This window comes from Pseudarthrobacter sp. MDT3-1 (assembly GCF_054510755.1).
On the sequence record NZ_JBTNDX010000005.1, the window covers coordinates 108,002 to 126,431 of the forward strand.

General features: G+C 64.9%; 14 protein-coding genes. 7 read left to right on the plus strand and 7 right to left on the minus strand.

Annotated elements, in window-relative coordinates; translation table 11 throughout:
- Positions 1-161 precede the first annotated feature (161 nt).
- The 4 genes from ACX80X_RS05560 to ACX80X_RS05575 all read right to left on the minus strand — a co-directional run bounded on the left by ACX80X_RS05560 (position 162) and on the right by ACX80X_RS05575 (position 5,701).
- Entirely contained in the window at positions 162-512 is a 351-nt protein-coding gene (locus tag ACX80X_RS05560) for a hypothetical protein (RefSeq protein WP_252614038.1), read from the minus strand.
- Positions 513-674: 162 nt separating this feature from the next.
- Entirely contained in the window at positions 675-2,384 is a 1,710-nt protein-coding gene (gene sucB, locus ACX80X_RS05565; protein ID WP_252609150.1) for a 2-oxoglutarate dehydrogenase, E2 component, dihydrolipoamide succinyltransferase, read from the minus strand.
- Positions 2,385-2,508: 124 nt separating this feature from the next.
- Positions 2,509-3,891: a dihydrolipoyl dehydrogenase gene (gene lpdA / locus ACX80X_RS05570; protein WP_252600161.1), complete on the minus strand. Its 1,383-nt coding sequence runs from the start codon at positions 3,889-3,891 to the stop codon at positions 2,509-2,511.
- 283 nt (positions 3,892-4,174) lie between these two features.
- On the minus strand, positions 4,175-5,701 hold the full coding sequence (locus ACX80X_RS05575) for a leucyl aminopeptidase (RefSeq protein WP_252600162.1): 1,527 nt from the start codon (positions 5,699-5,701) through the stop codon (positions 4,175-4,177).
- Between the two features lie 260 nt (positions 5,702-5,961).
- Between ACX80X_RS05575 and ACX80X_RS05580 the strand changes: the two genes are divergently transcribed.
- The 4 genes from ACX80X_RS05580 (at position 5,962) to ACX80X_RS05595 (ending at position 11,247) form a co-directional block, all read left to right on the plus strand.
- The gene (locus ACX80X_RS05580) at positions 5,962-6,900 is read left to right on the plus strand and encodes a proteasome assembly chaperone family protein (RefSeq protein ID WP_252600163.1); all 939 of its coding nucleotides are present in this window, start codon (positions 5,962-5,964) and stop codon (positions 6,898-6,900) included.
- A gap of 70 nt (positions 6,901-6,970) precedes the next feature.
- On the plus strand, positions 6,971-8,332 hold the full coding sequence (locus tag ACX80X_RS05585) for an MFS transporter (RefSeq protein ID WP_252614041.1): 1,362 nt from the start codon (positions 6,971-6,973) through the stop codon (positions 8,330-8,332).
- Between the two features lie 81 nt (positions 8,333-8,413).
- Complete coding sequence (locus tag ACX80X_RS05590; RefSeq protein WP_252600165.1) at positions 8,414-9,673, plus strand: DUF4192 domain-containing protein; 1,260 nt, start codon at positions 8,414-8,416, stop codon at positions 9,671-9,673.
- 266 nt (positions 9,674-9,939) lie between these two features.
- The gene (locus tag ACX80X_RS05595) at positions 9,940-11,247 is read left to right on the plus strand and encodes an RNA polymerase sigma factor (RefSeq protein WP_058929344.1); all 1,308 of its coding nucleotides are present in this window, start codon (positions 9,940-9,942) and stop codon (positions 11,245-11,247) included.
- A gap of 168 nt (positions 11,248-11,415) precedes the next feature.
- Here ACX80X_RS05595 and ACX80X_RS05600 read toward each other — a convergent pair whose 3' ends face one another.
- Complete coding sequence (locus ACX80X_RS05600) at positions 11,416-11,637, minus strand: DUF7455 domain-containing protein (RefSeq protein WP_056345317.1); 222 nt, start codon at positions 11,635-11,637, stop codon at positions 11,416-11,418.
- 256 nt (positions 11,638-11,893) lie between these two features.
- Here ACX80X_RS05600 and ACX80X_RS05605 point away from each other — a divergent pair, with 256 nt between their 5' ends.
- Entirely contained in the window at positions 11,894-14,002 is a 2,109-nt protein-coding gene (locus ACX80X_RS05605; RefSeq protein WP_459311462.1) for a DNA gyrase/topoisomerase IV subunit B, read from the plus strand.
- Positions 14,003-14,083: 81 nt separating this feature from the next.
- On the opposite strand, the gene ACX80X_RS05610 is transcribed toward ACX80X_RS05605, so the two are convergent.
- Both ACX80X_RS05610 and ACX80X_RS05615 read right to left on the minus strand, forming a co-directional pair.
- Entirely contained in the window at positions 14,084-15,109 is a 1,026-nt protein-coding gene (locus ACX80X_RS05610) for a M56 family metallopeptidase (RefSeq protein ID WP_252600167.1), read from the minus strand.
- A gap of 6 nt (positions 15,110-15,115) precedes the next feature.
- Entirely contained in the window at positions 15,116-15,502 is a 387-nt protein-coding gene (locus ACX80X_RS05615) for a BlaI/MecI/CopY family transcriptional regulator (protein WP_056345326.1), read from the minus strand.
- Positions 15,503-15,765: 263 nt separating this feature from the next.
- On the opposite strand from ACX80X_RS05615, the gene ACX80X_RS05620 reads away from it, so the two are divergent.
- Positions 15,766-17,358 carry a cytochrome ubiquinol oxidase subunit I gene (locus ACX80X_RS05620; RefSeq protein WP_252600168.1) on the plus strand — a complete coding sequence of 531 codons (1,593 nt, stop codon included), beginning with the start codon at positions 15,766-15,768 and terminating at the stop codon, positions 17,356-17,358.
- Positions 17,359-17,380: 22 nt separating this feature from the next.
- Positions 17,381-18,430: a cytochrome d ubiquinol oxidase subunit II gene (gene cydB, locus ACX80X_RS05625; RefSeq protein ID WP_252600169.1), complete on the plus strand. Its 1,050-nt coding sequence runs from the start codon at positions 17,381-17,383 to the stop codon at positions 18,428-18,430.

Here is an 18,430-nt window from a genome sequence, read left to right on the forward strand (position 1 = left end):
TGAGCGGCGGCCGTGCACAGGGTGTCCGCTCTCAGTGGATTGTGACTGTGCAACCCAGCCGCCCGGCGGCTGCGTGGCGGTCACCGCTTGGCCGTTAAACTTCGACGGCGCCGCACCCCACAGAGGGGGAGCGGCGCCGTCGTGAGTGGTTCAGCCGGCGTTCAGTTCCACATCGTGGCGATGGCCACGTTGAGCAGTGCAAGTCCGCCAACTCCGTGGGCCAGGCCCTTGCTGATGTCTTCGCCCTTTTTGTATTTGCGGCGGCCGATGAAAGCCAGCACGCCGACGGCCAGGGCGATGGCGAACTTGATGCCCAGCTTGAAGTAATTCGCGTCCATGTCCAGGGACGGGATCAAGCCCATCAGCACAATGCCGGTGATGAGCTGAAGAGCTGCGCCGTCGAACTGCCGGGGGTGGACGGTGGGGGTTTTCATGTTCCCGATCCAGATTCCGACGATCATGGCGGCGCCGACGATGTGCAGGAAGACCACGAGGTTGTACACGATAATCATGCGATCAGTCTACGCAGGGGTTCTACATCATGTAGTAAGGCCGGCCGCAGAGTTTGTGTGTCGGCGGAGACAGCGCTGCGCCTTAAAACGCGACGGCGGTGCACGCCTTCCGGTGGTTTCCCACCGGCGCGTGCACCGCCGTCGTGCGGTTCTGGCCTGGGGCTAGAGTCCCAGGTCGGCCTCGAAGGCGCCTTCTTCAAGGCGGGCCTTCAGGGTCTGGAGGAAGCGGCCTGCATCCGCGCCGTCCACCAGGCGGTGGTCGTACGTGAGGGACAGGTACATCATGGAGCGGATGGCGATCGAGTCGTCACCGTTCTCATCGGCCACCACCACGGGGCGCTTGACGATCGCGCCGGTGCCCAGGATGCCGACCTGAGGCTGGTTGATGATCGGGGTGTCGAACAGGGCGCCGACCGAACCGATGTTGGTGATGCTGAACGTTCCGCCGGACAGTTCGTCCGGGCCGATCTTGCCGTCGCGGGTGCGCCCGGCAACGTCGGCGATCTTGGCGGCCAGTCCGGCCAGGTTCAGGTTGCCGGCATCGGAGATGACCGGAACCAGGAGGCCCTTGTCCGTGTCCACTGCGATCGCCAGGTGCTCGGCGTTGTGGTATGTGATTTCCTGCTTGTCCTCGTCGTACGCAGCGTTGAGCTTGGGGTGCTGCTTGAGGGCCTCGGCCACGGCCTTGGCGATGAACGGCAGGAAGGTGAGCTTGACGCCGTTCTGGGCCAGGAAGGAGTTCTTGGCCTTCAGGCGGAGCTTGGCCACCTTGGTCATGTCCACCTCGTGCACCTGAGTGAGCTGCGTGGAGATTTCGAGGGATTCGCGCATACGGCGGGCGATGACCTGGCGGATGCGGGGTGCCTTCTGCGTGGTGCCACGCAGGGAGGAGGCAGCCGGGCCGGCTGGAGCGGCGGACGGCTTGGCCGGTGCTGCTGCAGCGGGAGCGGCCTTGGCTTCTGCCGCGGCGAGGACGTCCTGCTTGCGGATGCGCCCGCCGACGCCGGTACCGGACAGTGATGCGACGTCCACGCCGTGCTGGTTGGCCAGCTTCCGGACCAGGGGAGTCACGTAGCCGGATTCGCCGCCGGCAGCAGGCTCGGCCGCGGGTGCCGGGGCCGTAGCGGGAGCAGGTGCTGCTGCCGCGGCAGGTGCCGCCGGAGCAGGCTCTGCCTTGGGTGCTTCGGGTGCCGGTGCCGCTGCGGGCGCCGGTGCGGCAGGCGCGGCGGCGGGTGCCGGCGCTGCAGCTGGGGCCGGTGCGGAGGCTGCCGCGCCGGAGCCGATGACGGCGAGGACGGCGCCAACTTCGGCGGTTTCGTCTTCGTTGACCCGGATTTCCTGCAGCGTTCCAGCGACGGGGGACGGGATTTCGGTGTCAACCTTGTCCGTGGATACCTCGAGCAGCGGTTCGTCCACTGCAACGGTGTCGCCCACGGCCTTCAGCCAGCGTGTGACGGTTCCTTCGGTGACGCTTTCGCCCAGTGCCGGGAGGGTGACATCGTGGCTTTCGCCGTCCGAAGCGGCGGGTGCTGCCGCTGCGGGAGCTTCTGCAGCCGGTGCTTCTGCGGCCGGGGCTTCCTCGGCCGGGGCCTCTGCAGCCGGTGCTGCTGCTTCGGGGGCTGCGCCGCCGCCGGAGCCGTCGCCGATGCGGACCAGGGGAGCGCCTACTTCAGCGGTCTCGTCTTCGGCTACGAGGATTTCCTCGATGATGCCGGCAATCGGAGAGGGGATTTCGGTGTCTACTTTGTCGGTGGAAACCTCGAGCAGCGGTTCGTCCACCTCTACCCGGTCACCTACCTGCTTGAGCCAGCGGGTGACGGTTCCTTCGGTGACGCTCTCACCGAGGGCGGGCAAGTTAACGGATTCAGACATGTCGTCCCCGTTCTCCTTATTGATCTTTTGTGCGGATGATGGCTGGCTTGTTCGAGCTTAGTGCACCCGGCGGGTCACGCCGGGTGCACAAAGCCCTGTTGTCTTGCTGTGCTGCTGGCTGTAATTAGCCGTGAAGCGGGCGACCGGCCAGGGCCATTGCGGCCTCGCCGAGTGCCTCGTTCTGCGTCGGGTGCGCGTGGATGAGTCCGGCAACATCTTCCGGGTAGGCTTCCCAGTTGACGATCAGCTGGGCTTCGCCGATCTGCTCGCCGACGCGGGTGCCGATCATGTGGACGCCAACAACAGGGCCGTCTTTTTCGCGGACGAACTTGATGATGCCGCCGGTGCCCAGAATGGCGCTCTTGCCGTTTCCGGCCAGGTTGTATTCCGTGCTTTCAACCCTGTCTTCGCCGAACTTCTCCTTGGCGGCCTTCTCGGAGTAACCCACCGAGGCAATCTCGGGATCGCAGTAGGTGACCTTGGGGACGTTGATGTCGTCGACAACCACGGGCTTCAAGCCGGCGATTTCTTCGGCGACGAAGATGCCCTGCTGGAAACCGCGGTGTGCCAGCTGCACGCCGGGAACGATGTCGCCGACGGCGTAGACGTTGCCGACGCCGGTGTGGAGGCGTTCGTTGGTGATCACGAAGCCGCGATCAACCGTGACTCCCGCTTCTTCGAACCCCAGGCCCGCCGTGGACGGTCCGCGTCCGACAGCAACGAGCAGAAGGTCTGCTTCGAAGGTCTTGCCGTCCACCAGGGTGACCTTGACGCCGTCGTTGTCCTGCTCGACGCCCTGGAAGAAGGTGCCGGTGTTGAACTTGATGCCGCGCTTCTTGAAGCTGCGCTCCAGGACCTTGATGATGGATGCGTCCTCGTTGGGCACCAGGGACGGCAGGCCCTCAATGATGGTGACGTCCACGGCGAAGGACTTCCATACCGAAGCGAATTCGACGCCGATGACGCCGCCGCCCAGGACGATGACGCTCTTGGGCACGTAGTCCATCTTCAGGGCTTCGTCGGAGGTGATCACGCGGCCGCCGATTTCCAGGCCCGGAAGGGAGCGGGAGTAGGAGCCGGTGGCGAGGACGATGTTCTTGCCCTTGTAGGCCGTGCCGTTCACGGTGATGGTGTCCGGGGCGGTGAGCTTGCCTTCGCCCTCAATGACGGTGATGCCCTTGCCCTTGATCAGACCCTGCAAACCCTTGAACTTACCGGCAATGATGCCGTCTTTGTAGGCGTTCACGGCGGTCATGTCGATGGACTGGAGCTCCACGTTCACGCCGTACTTGGCGCCGTCGCGGGCGTGGTCGGCAACTTCTGCGGAGTGCAGCAGGGCCTTGGTGGGGATACAGCCGTTGTGCAGGCAGGTGCCGCCCAGTTTGGCCTTCTCAACCAGACCAACGGTCAAGCCAAGCTGTACGGCACGCAGGGCCGTGGCGTATCCGCCGCTGCCGCCACCTAGTACCAGGATGTCGAATTCTTGCGCAGTTGCCTGATCGGCCACTTAGACGCTCCCTCGCGTGAACGATGACGCGATCGTGCGCATCATCTGGTCTTGGAACTTGTACTGCCGTGATTATGCCAGCAGGCAGGTTCTCGTGCATTTGTGACTACCGGGGTTCACCTTAGCGAACCCCTCATCCATGCTCCACCTTGGCGCCGCCTTTGTGGGGCGCTTGTGTCGAGTGTCACGCGGCCATGTGGCCAAGGGATCACGGCCGGTTCTGTGGTCGCAGGTCAAACGGCCGCGTGACAACCCAACAGCACGGGTCAGGGTTCCCCGGGGGTCAGACGGCAGCCGCCAGCATGTCCTCCACGTAGGCAACCAGTGTGCGGACCGTGCAGCCCGTGCCCTGTTTGTGGGTGTAGCCGTAAGGGCTTCCGTTGTTGAAGGAGGGGCCGGCGATGTCGATGTGCGCCCAGGGGATCTGCTCCCCGTCTTTGCCCTTGCCCACAAACTCGCGCAGGAAAACAGCCGCGGTCATCATGCCGCCGTGGCGCTCACCGATATTGGCGAGGTCGGCCACCTGGGAGTCGATGCTCGGGCGCAGTTCCTCCGGCAGCGGCATGGGCCACACCAGTTCGCCCGCACGGTCGGCGGCGGCCTTGAGTGGCCCGGTGACACTGTCAGAGCCCATCACGCCGGCGGTCCTGTTGCCGAGGGCGATGAGCTGCGCACCGGTGAGGGTGGCGACGTCGATGATGGCGTCAGGGTATTCGAGGCTCGCCGCGACGATGCCGTCTGCCATGACCAGGCGGCCCTCGGCATCGGTGTTCAGCACCTCAACGGTCTTGCCGCCGAACATGGTAAGGACATCCGCCGGCCGTGAGGCCGCACCGGAGGGCATGTTTTCTGCGATGCAGAGCCAGGCGGTCGCCTTCACCGGCAGGCCAAGTCCCGCGATGGCCAGCACAGTATTAAGGACGACGGCGGCGCCTGCCATATCGCTCTTCATGTCACCCATGCCAAGGGCCGGCTTGATCGAAATTCCGCCGGTGTCGAACGTGATGCCCTTGCCCACCAAGGCGATTTTTGCGGTGGCCTTTGCAGGGGCGTATTCGACCTTCACCAGGCGGGGCTGGCGCGTGGACCCCTTGCCCACGCCCATGATGCCGCCGAAGCCTTCCTTTTCCAGGCGCTTTTCGTCCCAGACCGTGACCTTAACAGGCAGGCCCTTGGACAGTTCCTTGGCGGCTTCCGCAAAGGATTCGGGGTAGAGGTGGCTGGGCGGCTGGTTGACCAGGGACCGCGTGGCGTTGACGGCTTTGCCGATCAGGCCTGCCCGCGTCAGCGCAGAGCGCAGCGCATCATTGGCGGTAACGTCCGTGTAGATCACCGCGTTGCGGACCGGATCCTTCAGCCCGTCGTTGGACGACCGGTACTCGGTGAACGAATAGGCTCCCAGTGCGGCACCTTCGGCCACCGCCGCGACGTCGGCGACTCCCGCAGTTGGGAGCGCGAGGACAACGGTGGGCAGGCCGCTGAGCTGGCGGACGGCGGAACCTGCGGCACGCCGCAGGGCCTCTTCGGTCAGCGGGCGGCCAGCGGCCACCTTGCCGACGCCGGCGAGGACCAGGACCCCGGAACCCGTTTCCGGCAGGCCGGGCAGCCGGACGACCTGGTCAGCGGCGCCGGTGACGCCCAGGACCTTCAGGGAGTCAGTTAGCGCTTCAGCCGATTTTGCGGTCAGCGGATTCTCAAGCAGGACGGGGCCGTCCGATCCCTGTCCCACGCCGATGACAACGGCGTCACTGGGGGTCCTCTTCAGGTCCTTAGCGAGGGTACTAAGGTTGATTTCAGTATTCTTGACCACGGGGTAAGTCCTCAATTCTCGAAAAGGCTGTTCGCGCTGGTATGGATGTCAGGCGCTCGGCCATGGAAATCCGGCGGCCGTCCGATCGGGACGTCGCCGGGGTGCCGGTAAACCCGTCCGGCGGGCCATTCACGATCGTAGCCGCTGCGGGCCGCGGCAGCGGAATCTCCTGAGACCTGCGCCACACCCGCTGGCGGAATTCAGGGGTGCCTGGCCGCGTTGTACAAGATATTCACCCGACTCTTTGAAAGGACGACGCCGTGCTTGAACGGATTTCCGGTTCCCTGCTGGACCCCGATGCGCTCTATGCGAGCAACATCGAGCTGTTCCACAGCCCGGCGCTCCGCGGGCTGAACCTGGTGATGGGTTTCACTGGCTTCGCCGATGCCGGCCACGTGGTGAAGCAGATCAATGCGGAGCTCCTGGACACCCTCGACGCCGAGACGGTGGCGGTGTTCGACGCCGACCAGCTCATCGACTACCGGTCGCGGCGGCCCCACATCTCCTTTGTGGAGGATCACTTGCAGGACTATCAGCAGCCGAAGCTGGCGCTGTACAAGCTGACGGACGGGCTCGGCAGCCCCTTCCTGCTGCTGGCCGGTTTTGAACCCGACCTTCAATGGGAGCGGTTCGCGCGCGCCGTCGTCGGCATTGTGGAAAAGCTGGACGTGAACCTCGTGACCTGGATCCACTCCATTCCCATGCCGGTGCCGCACACGCGCCCGGTGGGTGTGACCGTCCACGGCAACCGTCCGGAACTGATCGAGGGCATCTCGGTCTGGAAGCCCACCGTTGACGTTCCGGCGGCCGTGGGCCACATTCTGGAGCTGCGGCTGATGGAAGCCGGGCGCAATGTTGCCGGCTACGTGATCCACGTTCCGCACTACCTCGCTGAGGCGGAGTACCCGCCGGCCGCCGTCGCCGGACTCGAATTCCTCGGTGCCGCGACGTCCCTGATGCTGCCGGCGGACCGGCTGCGCGAAGCGGGCCGGGAAGTGGGGCGCCAGATCGCCGAGCAGGTGGCCGCCTCCGAAGATGTGCAGCAGGTGGTCACCCGGCTGGAGGAGCGGTACGACGAGAAGGCCGAAGGCACAGTCCGGCGCTCCCTCCTGGCCGATGAAAATGACGAACTGCCCAACGGGGACGAGCTGGGCGCGGCAGTGGAGGCCTACTTGGCCCGCGAGAACCCGCACCCGTAGCCCCGCCCCACGGCGTCCGCCTGGCAGACGCTTGCCCTGGTCCGGGCAGCAGCCCGGGCATAATGAGGGGGTGACTGCACCCCGAGCCTGGCTGATCTGGACCATCGGCATCTTCGCCTACCTTGTGGCCGTCTCCCAGCGCACGTCATTCGGTGTGGTGGGACTTGAGGCCACCGAGCGGTTCCATGCCGGCGCGTCTGCCATCTCCTTCTTTACGGTGCTGCAATTGCTGGTCTACGCCGGCCTGCAGATCCCCGTGGGCCTGCTGGTGGACAGATTCGGCTCGCGCGCCATGATCGCCGGTGGAGCCGTCCTGATGGGTCTTGGCCAGCTCCAGTTGGCCTTCGCCGACACCATCCCCGGCGGTGTGGCGGGGCGGGTTCTGGTGGGCGCCGGGGACGCCATGACCTTTATTTCCGTGATCCGCCTGATTCCGTTGTGGTTCGCGCCGGCCAGGGTTCCCCTGGTCACCCAGCTGACGGGCATGTCAGGCCAGCTCGGGCAGCTTTTCAGTGTGCTTCCCTTCGCCTTTGTCCTGCATTCCTTCGGCTGGACCTCCGGTTTCCTGATGCTGGCGGGCATGGCGGGCGTGGCGGTTGTCCTGGTGCTGGTGCTCTTGAAGGACCACCCGCCCGGTGCGCCCGCGCCGCAGGCGCAGCAGGGGTTGAAGGCCACAGGCGCCTCGCTCGCGCGGGCATGGCGCCAGCCTGGCACCCGGCTGGGGATGTGGAGCCACTTCACCATCCAGTTCAGCGGCACCGTCTTCGCCATGACCTGGGGCTATCCGTTCCTGATCTCGGGGCAGGGCCTGGATGCCGGAACCGTGGCCGGCCTGATGACCTTGTACGTTGCGGCGGCGATGGCGGTGGGCCCCTTCATTGGGCAGTTCGTTTCCCGCCACCCGCTTCGCCGGTCAACGATGGTCCTGCTCATCGCCGGCGCCACGGCCTCTGCCTGGGCCGCGGTGCTGCTGATGCCTGGCCGTTCCCCGCTATGGCTGCTGGCGTGCCTGGTGGTCGTCCTGGCCATCGGGGGGCCGGGATCGATGATCGGGTTTGATTTCGCACGGACGTTCAATCCGGCGCACAGGATCGGAACCGCAACGGGCATCGTGAATGTGGGCGGCTTTATCGCGGCCCTCGTGGCCATCTTCCTGATCGGCCTGGTGCTGGACGTCCTGCTGGCCAGCGGCTATTCCGACGGCGTCCTGTACGGGTTGGAACCGTTCCGGATCGCGCTCAGCGTACAGTTCCTGCTGCTGGGCTTTGGCGCCGCCATGACGATTGTCTGTCGGCGCAAAGTACGGCGCCAGATGGCAGCGCAAGGTGTTGTGGTGGCACCATTGTTTCGGGCCATGGCGCAGCAGCGGCGGGCGAACCTGGCCCAGCGTCGCCAGCCGTCCGAGACCAAGGACCGCGCGGATAAAGACTGACACCTTTCCTGAACAGGCAGGTTATTCACATACGGCAAGTTGGCGCTTCACCGCGGCTCGCGCGGCGCCAAAGCTGGAACCATGAAACCTTCAGAACACCTGACCGTCCGAGGCCCTGAAGACATCCTCGGGTTCATTCCGCATTCCCTGGGCTACTGGCCGGCCGACAGCCTGGTTGCGATGACCCTGCAGGGGAACCGGCTGGGAGCAACCCTGAGGCTGGATCTTCCAGGCCCGGAAACCCTCGCGGACCCGCGGGAGTACGCGCGCACGGTGCGCGATTATCTCCTGGCTGACAAGAATGCCGACGCCGCCTTGTTGGCATGCTTCACCAACGACGGCTGGATGGAACCACCTGGAACCTACCGCGGGCTATTGGATGCACTCCAGAGGGTCCTAGGCGCCGCGGGGATGCCGGTGCGGGACGCCTGGTATGTCGGCGACTCCTTCTGGCGTGATGCTTTCTGCACCGATCCGTCCTGCTGCCCCTCGCCGGGCCGGTCTGTTCAGGCGATCCGGGACAGCATGCTTAATGCCGAGATGGTCTTCCGCGGCAGCAGTGTTGGGCCCGCGCCGGAGTACGGGGCGCATCCTCCATCCCTGCTTTCCGGCGAGGACCGGGCAGCCGTCCTTGCCTCTGAGGCCACGTGGGCGGCACAGCTGGACCGGCGACGGGGGAGCAGGGAACAGTTCGGCCAGCTGATGGTCCAGTGGGAGGCCCTGCTGGCCAACCAGCCTGGGCCTCTGCCCGTCAATGACGTTGCCTTCCTACGCGCGTCGCTCCGGGTCCCCGCCTGGCGTGACGCCGTCCTGGTGATGGCCGCCGCCGGTCAGGCGGCTGCCCTGGCGGGTGCCGAGATGTTCGGCATCTTCGATGTCGGCTGCATCCTGGCTCCGGTGGGGCCCATGCTCCCGGGGCCCTTACCATCCGGACTTCCAGCGTCGGGAGCCGGACTGACAGGACGGGAGCCAGCCGGAACGCGTGCTACCGGACCCGGTACTCGCAGCATGCCTGCCATTCCAGGATATGGCGAAGTCCTGTTGGGTCTGGACCCGGTGGTTCCTGCCTGGCACACCCTTAACAGCCTGGACAAAGTGCTGGAACAGCTGTCGGCGTGCGGCGGGCAGGCCGGTGCAGCCGCGCTGACCGGGCGTGGGTGGATCGCGTGGTGCAGGGGTAGGGGCTCCTACGCTGCTGCGTACCTCGGCCGCGCCCTTGACGAGGAGCCAGGCTACCGGCTCGCCGAACTCATGCTTGAGCTGGTCCGGCGCGGCAGCCTCTGCGGCTGGGCTGCACGGAAAGAGGCCGCCTGGCGGAAATTCGAACCGGATGCAGCCTGACCGAATTCCGCCTGACCGGTTTGGATGGGGGCAGCGTTGAGGTCGGGTTTGGGAAAACCGTGAGACAATGGTTGCCGAGACCCGGTTGGGTCCGTGAATCAAGTGCATGTGATGAAGCCCCGTTGGGAACATTACAGCCGCCCCGGCAGTTCTACTTGTAGACTCTGCCGGCCGTGGTTGCACCTGATATTCATCACGGACTTGACAGGGTCATAGTGGTGTTGCCCGTATGGTGATTCCACAGACCGCCGCTAGAAAGGTTTTCTGTGACCCCGTCTTCCGCGAAGAAGGAACCCGCCGCCCAGGACGATTTGTCCCCTGAGGCGAAGCAGGCTGCAACGAACGCCAAGCGAGCAGCGACGCGGGCGGCCAACAAAGCCATCAAGGATGCCTCCGGTGACACCGGTTTGGACGGCAAGCCTGAGCCCAAGAAGCGCGGGCCCAAGCCCGGCGCCAAAGCCGCTGCCGAAGCAGCCGGAAAATCAGCCCGCGGCGCATCGGACGATGATGAGGACGTTGAGGAAGACCTCGACGACATCAACATCGCCGACGACAGCGAGATTAACGCCGCCAAGGCCGCATCAGCAGCCACGGGCAAGGGTTTTGTCTACTCGGATGCCGATGATGACGATGCCCCTGTCCAGCAGGTGATGTCGGCTGGCGCCACGGCTGACCCCGTCAAGGACTACCTCAAGCAGATCGGTAAGGTTGCGCTGCTCAATGCCGAGCAGGAAGTTGACCTCGCCCTCCGGATCGAAGCCGGACTCTTCGCCGAAGAGAAAATCAACGCCGACGACGGCTCGATGGACCCCAAGTTCAAGCGTGAACTTGAGTTCGTCATCCACGACGGCAAGCGCGCCAAGAACCACCTGCTCGAAGCCAACCTCCGCCTCGTGGTCTCGCTGGCCAAGCGCTACACCGGCCGCGGCATGCTGTTCCTGGACCTTATCCAGGAAGGCAACCTGGGCCTCATCCGCGCTGTTGAGAAGTTCGACTACACCAAGGGCTTCAAGTTCTCCACGTACGCCACGTGGTGGATCCGCCAGGCCATTACCCGGGCCATGGCAGACCAGGCCCGTACCATCCGCATCCCGGTGCACATGGTTGAAGTCATCAACAAGCTGGCCCGCGTGCAGCGCCAGATGCTCCAGGACCTGGGCCGCGAACCCACACCCGAAGAGCTGGCCCTCGAACTGGACATGACTCCCGAGAAGGTCGTCGAGGTCCAGAAGTACGGCCGCGAACCGATCTCCCTGCACACCCCGCTGGGTGAAGACGGTGACTCCGAGTTCGGTGACCTCATCGAGGATTCCGAGGCCGTGGTTCCCGCCGACGCGGTGAGCTTCACGCTCCTGCAGGAACAGCTGCACTCCGTCCTGGACACTCTGTCCGAGCGCGAAGCCGGCGTGGTGGCCATGCGTTTCGGCCTGACCGACGGCCAGCCGAAGACTTTAGACGAAATTGGCAAGGTCTACGGTGTCACGCGTGAGCGGATCCGCCAGATCGAATCCAAGACCATGTCCAAGCTCCGCCACCCGTCACGGTCGCAGGTCCTGCGAGACTACCTGGACTAGATCAGGACTCAGGCAGTGCGGGTCCCCTTCGGCCCATCATCTTCGGATGGATGGGCCGAAGGGGACCCGCTTTTCCTGTCTGCGGCTTCATGGCAAGTTCACGACAGAAGAGGACCCCTCCGGCTGGAGGGGTCCTCTTCGAGGTGTATCAGGTTGTGGTGCGCCTGGTCAGTCGACGGACACGGGAGCCTTCTCGTGAAGCCTGCCCGTCTCGTCGTGCCAGTCGGAGCTCAACGGCCTCAGCGTAGCCTCGATTGCACGGGCGTGGTGGCCGCAGAACAGCAGCTCACCGCCGGAGGACTCGAGTACAACGCGGACATATGCCTGAGCCCCGCAACGATCGCACCGGTCCAGTGCGTTGAGTGTGCGGTCTGCCACTGCTGTTGTCATGTCGGCCTCCTTAGTAGATCTGTATGTCCATATAACCAGTATTCGTACCAATCCCATCGCAAGGACGGGTCAAGTTCGCTGTCCGCGTAGCCACAAGAATTGATCAAGCCGCCGGTTTCGGTCACGGAAAGATAACGAGTGGCCTTGCCCACAGCCCGTGGGAAGTGTGGCAGCCCGCTGTCTGCTGCCGCGCCGACTAGGCTTGATGGAGCGCCCGCAGCGCCAGCTGTTCCGTCACTGAAGGAGTTCACAACCCGTGGCACCAAGTTCTGATTACACCGCCCGGCACCTTTCTGTCCTGGAGGGCCTCGAGGCCGTCCGCAAGCGCCCCGGCATGTACATCGGTTCCACCGATTCGCGCGGGCTGATGCACTGCCTGTGGGAGATCATCGACAACTCGGTGGACGAAGCGCTTGCCGGATTTGGACACGACATCAAGATCATCCTGCACGCGGACAACTCGGTGGAAATCCACGACGACGGCCGCGGCATCCCTGTGGACACGGAACCCAAGACGGGGCTCACCGGCGTCGAGGTGGTCTTCACCAAGCTCCATGCGGGCGGCAAGTTCGGCGGCGGGTCCTACACGGCCTCCGGCGGCCTGCACGGCGTGGGCGCCTCCGTGGTGAACGCCCTGTCTGCGCGCCTGGACGTTGAAGTGGACCGCGGCAGCAAGACCTACAAAATGTCGTTCCGGCGCGGCGAGCCTGGGCGCTTCAAGGACCAGGGATCCAAGCTGGACCCGTCGGCGGTGTTTGCGCCGTTTGTGGACGGCTCGGTGCTCGATGTGGTGGGCAAGGCGAAGCGTGGTGTGACCGGGACCCGGATCCGCTACTGGGCGGACCGCCAGATTTTCACGCCGGACGCCAAGTTCTCCTACGACGAACTGGCCGCACGGGCGCGCCAGACGTCCTTCCTGGTACCGGGACTCAAGCTCACCGTCCGCGATGAGCGCAGGCTGCCCGGTACCCCCGGTGAAGCAGCCGGCCACGAAGAGGTGTTCCACCACGACGGCGGCCTGTCCGAGTTCGTCGAGTTCCTCGCCGCCGATCCCGGAGTGACCGACGTCTGGCGGCTGCACGGCTCAGGCAAATTCAAGGAAACCGTGCCGGTACTCGACGAACGGGGCCATAGCCAGCTCGCCGAGGTTGAACGTGACTGCGAAGTGGACGTGGCTCTCCGGTGGGGCATCGGCTATGACAGCACCGTCCGCAGCTTCGTCAACATCATCGCCACGCCCAAAGGCGGAACCCACCAGTCGGGCTTCGAGCAGGCGCTGGTCAAGACGTTCAGGAAAGCAGTGGAGGCCAACGCCCGCAAGCTGAAGGCCGGCAACGACAAGATCGAGAAGGATGACATCTTCGCCGGCCTGACAGCTGTCCTGACGGTCCGGCTGGCCGAACCGCAGTTCGAAGGCCAGACGAAGGAAATCCTAGGCACCTCCGCCGTCCGCGCCATCGTGTCGAAAGTGGTGGAGCAGGAGATCACCGCAAAGCTGAATTCGGCCAACCGGAACGACAAAGCCCACTCAGCGCTGCTCCTGGAAAAGATCGTCAGCGAGATGAAGTCCAGGATTTCCGCGCGGGTGCACAAAGAAACCCAGCGGCGCAAGAATGCCCTGGAAACCTCGTCCATGCCCACCAAGCTTGCCGACTGCCGGACGGACGACGTCGACCGTTCCGAACTCTTCATCGTGGAAGGCGACTCCGCACTGGGAACCGCCAAGCTGGCGCGGTCCTCGGACTTCCAGGCGCTGCTGCCCATTCGCGGCAAGATCCTGAACGTGCAGAAGGCGTCCGTGGGGGACATGCTGTCCAACACGGAGTGCGCTGCGCTGATCCAGGTGGTGGGTGCGGGATCCGGACGCAGCTTCGACATCAACGCGGCCCGGTACGGCAAGGTCATTCTCATGACCGACGCCGACGTCGACGGCGCCCACATCCGGACCCTGCTGCTGACACTCTTCTTCCGGTACATGCGCCCCATGATCGACGCCGGACGGGTCTATGCTGCCGTGCCGCCGCTGCACCGGGTGGAGGTCATCAACGCCGGGCAGAAAGCCAACGAGATGATCTACACCTACTCGGAGGCGGAACTCCATGTGCTCCTGCCCCGGCTGGCCAAGGAAGGCAAGCGCTACAAGGAACCGATCCAGCGGTACAAGGGCCTGGGCGAGATGGACGCCGGACAACTTGCCGAGACCACCATGGACCCGCGGCACCGGACGCTCCGCAAGGTGGGGATCGAGAATGCCAAGCATGCCGAAGACACGTTCGACCTGCTGATGGGATCCGATGTTGCCCCGCGCAAGGACTTCATCATCGCCGGCGCCTCCAGCCTGGACCGGGAGCGGATCGACGCCTGATGTCCTGTGATGGCGAGGCCGGCGTCGGCACAGCCCATGCCGGGGTTTAGTCCGGACGGCGGTTCCATCCGCGGCGTCGGTTCAGCCCAGCAGGCCCGGCACGATCAGCAGGGCGGTGGGCACGGCCAGGAGCAAGGCGGAGCCGGCAAGCACCAGCCCGCGGGCGGCGGCAGGCAACTGCGGCTCAGGGGACAGCAGCCGGCTGACCCGGGAGATAGTGGTCCGGGCAGAACCAGAGACGGCGCCTGTGGGCGCCTCAAGTCCGTCCAGGGCAAGGCCGGGGTGCGCGGACGGTATGGCGGCGGCCGCCATGCTTCCCGCCATCCCCGCCCCCATCCCTGCCGTCATACCTCCGGTAGGTCCGCTGGCCACAATGGCGATCGCCTTGATGAGTGTGGCTTTGCCTTCCGACTTCAACGCGACGTCGTCAGCCAGCATTTCGATGAGCGAGTTCACCGCCTCCTGAGCGAGGCGGGTGGTGGGCAACCAGGGGAGTGCCTGGCGCCACGCGGCAAACGCCCAGAGCAGAAGATGGTGGCGCTGGTTGAGGTGGGCATTCTCGTGGCTCAGGACGGCCCGCAACTCAGCCGGCTCCAGCGCGGCCATCAGGCCGTCCGAGAGCACCGTCACGGAGCGGGCCCCGCCGGGCAGGCAATAGGCGACGGGTGAATCGTGGCTGATGACCACCGTGCGGGCCGCGTCGACGGACGGGGCGGCCAACAGGGCCAGGAGTTCCCGGTGCCGACGCCGCTGCCGTTCGATCTTGTAGTAGGTCAGCAAGAGGGTGAAGACCAGGTGGGCGGTGAGCAGCGCCGCGGCGGACAGGGCGAACAGATGCCAGAAGCCCAAGGCCGTGGTGGGCGCGTTGAACAGAACCATATCCGCCAGCCCGCGAAGCCCGGAGATGAGGTTATCTCCGATCGGTTCAAGCCCGTAGACCAGCATGGCGCCGATCATGGACAGCCCGCCCGCAAGTGCTATTGCCTGCCACAGCAGCATGGCCGTGAACGGTGACCGGGCAGGCCACGAGGCACGGGAAAGCAGGATAGGCACTGGCCACGCCAGGACTATCGCGAGGACCGCCAGCAGGTACGAGGTCCAGAACATGGTCCGCTAGATGTGGCCAAGCAGCTTGCGCAGCGTTTCCGCTTCACTGTCCGTAACGGAGCCAATGAACCGTGCCAGCACGGCTTCACGGTCAGGCGCTGAGCCCAGCACTTCGTGCATCAGCTCGGCCGTGTGGTCTTCCCTGCTGGAAACGGCCTGGTAGCGGTGCGGCCGCATACCGCGTTCACGCTCCACAAGGCCCTTCTTCTCAAGCCGTGAGAGGACGGTCAGGACCGTGGTGACGGCAAGCTCCTTGCCCTCATGCCCGGCAGCATCCCCTTTTGCCTCGGTGGTTGTTGCCAGTCTGTCGCGCAGGGTATTCGCGGTGGCTGCTTCGTGGCCCGCCCAGAGCAGATCCATCACTGCCCGTTCCAGTTCGCCAAGACTTGCCATTGCAATACTTCCTTCGATTTCCCCGCACCGGGCCGTTGACGGCCGCGGTGACTGCACTATGCGCTACAGATACAAAAACAAATTTACCTGTTTTTCGCCTGAGTTTCTACGTACGGTAGAACACTCGGCGCGCCGCGGCCTTGTGGGAGCCACTTCCAGGTGGAACTGTTGGTTTACAGTGCCCGCCGCATTGTTCTACACTCTGTAGAAGTCAAAGTTCTACGTCACGTAGAAAAATTGCACCGCCAACCCGAGGGACTGCTGTGGAAGCTCTGGAAATCGCACGCTGGCAATTCGGCATCACCACCGTCTACCACTTCATGATGGTGCCGCTCACCATCGGACTGGGCCTGGTGGTGGCCGTGATGCAGACGTTCTGGCACCGCACCGGCAAGGTGGAATACCTCCGGATGACCAAGTTCTGGGGCAAGCTCTTCCTGATCAACTTCATCATGGGCGTGGCCACCGGCATTGTGCAGGAGTTCCAGTTCGGCATGGCCTGGAGCGAGTACAGCCGCTTCGTTGGAGACGTGTTCGGGGCGCCGCTGGCCCTGGAGTCGCTGCTGGCCTTCTTCGTTGAGTCCACGTTCCTGGGCCTGTGGATCTTCGGCTGGAAGCAGCTGAAGCCTGGCATCCACCTGGCCTGCCTCTGGGTGGCCGTGGTGGGATCGGTGTTCTCCGCCTACTTCATCATCGTGGCCAACAGCTGGATGCAGCATCCGGTGGGCGCGGAGATCATTGACGGCCGGCCGGTCATGACCGACGCCTGGGCCGTGTTCACCAACAACACGGCCCTGGTGGCCTTTCCGCACACGCTGATGGGAGCGCTGGCCGTTGCCGGCGGTTTCCTCCTGGGCATCGCCTGGTACCATCTCTGGCGCAGGCGCACGGACGGCATCGACACCATCGGCGCCGACGGGAAGGTGATTCCCGGCGAAGCCGCCATCCCCGGCCGGGACCGGACCGATTACAAAGTGTGGATCCGCTCGTTGCGGATCGGCGCCGTCGTCGCCATGATCTCGTTCGCCGGTACCGCCCTGACCGGCGACCTGCAGGGCAAACTCATGTTTGAGCAGCAGCCTATGAAGATGGCCGCGGCTGAGGCCGCGTGCCACGACGGCACCGGTTTCTCCGTGCTCAGCGTCGGGAACCTTGGCTCCAGGAACTGCGATGAGATTGTGGCCCTGATCGAAGTTCCGGGCATCCTCTCCTTCCTGGCCAATGGCGACTTCACCACCGAGGTCAGGGGCGTCAACGGACTCCTGGACCAGTACAAGGCCGACTACGGAACCCACCTGCCGGACAACCCGATCTACGGCGAGCGGGCCGGCCAGGAGATCGAGTACGTCCCGGTTATGGAAGTCACCTACTGGGGCTTCCGGATGATGATCGGCTTCGGCGGCCTTGCGGCACTGGCGGCGCTCATTGCGCTCTGGGTTACCCGGAATGGCACGGTGCCCGCGTCCCGTTGGCTGATGCGCCTGGCGGTGTTCGGCATCCTGGCCCCGTTCGGCGCCAACGCGGCCGGCTGGATTTTCACCGAGATGGGCCGACAGCCGTTTGTGGTGGCCCCCAACCCGGACCTGAACGGCATCGACCAGGTGTTTATGTTCACCGCGGCCGCAGTCTCACCGGGAGTGTCGGCCGGTGAGCTGCTGACGTCACTGATCGTCCTGACCGCCGTCTACGCTGCGCTGCTGGTGGTTGAGGTCAAGCTCCTGGTCAAGTTCATCCGGGGCGGTGTGGTGTCCGCGATGCCGGAACTGGCCCACACGCCGGCCGACAAAAACGGGGACGCCAGCAAGGGCCCCGGCACTGGCAAGCCCGCCGACGACGTCCTGGCATTCGCCTACTAAGAAGAGCAGAGGATACTCGAGCATGGAACTGCTGCCCACCATCTGGTTCATCGTCATCGCGGTGCTTTGGACCGGCTACCTCTTCCTTGAAGGCTTTGACCTCGGCGTGGGAATGCTGATGAAGCTTTTCGCGCGGAACAACACCGAGCGCCGGGTGCTGCTGAACACCGTCGGCCCGGTCTGGGACGGCAACGAGGTCTGGCTGATCACGGCCGGAGCCGCAACGTTTGCGGCGTTCCCGCTCTGGTACGCCTCGCTGTTTTCCGCCCTCTACCTCCCGCTCCTGGTGGTGCTGGTTGCCCTCATCTTCCGTGCCGTGGCGTTCGAATACCGCGGCAAGGGTGACACGGACATATGGCGGTCGCGCTGGGACTGGGCCATAGCCCTCGGCTCTTTCTTCGCCGCCTTCGGCGTCGGCGCTGCCCTGGCCTTGACCACCACCGGCCTGCCGCTGAACGCGAACGGTGACCGCGAAGGCGGTGCGTTCGCGTGGTTCAGCGGTTACGCCGTACTGGGCGGGCTGGCCGTGGTGGGGTTCTCCCTGCTGCACGCGCTGGCGTTCCTCGCATTGAAGACCGACGGCGACGTGCGCCACCGCGCGCGCCGCTGGTTCGTCCGGCTGCTTCCGGTCCTGCTGCTGCCTTTGGCAGGCTGGGCACTCTTCATCCAGTTCCTGGAGGGCAAGCCGTGGACCTGGGCGGCCGTGATCGTGGCCGTCATTGCCGCAGCAGCCGCTTGGTTCCTGGCACGGCGGGGATCCGAAGGCAGGGCGTTTATGGCGATGGGGGTCTTCCTCATCCTCGGCAGCGCGTCAATCTTCGGTGCGGTGTTCCCGGTGGTGCTGCCCTCCACCCTGGACCCTGCCTTTGACCTCACTGTTGCCAACGCGTCGTCGTCCGATTACACGCTCGGGCTCATGAGCGTGGTGGCAGCCGTTGGCCTGCCCCTCGTGATCACTTACCAGGCGTGGACCTACTGGGTGTTCCGGCGCCGTGTCAGCGCGTCCCAGATCCCCGCGGCGCACAGCTTCCTGCCGGCCATTGCTGTCCGGGCATTCACCACGAAGGGCTGA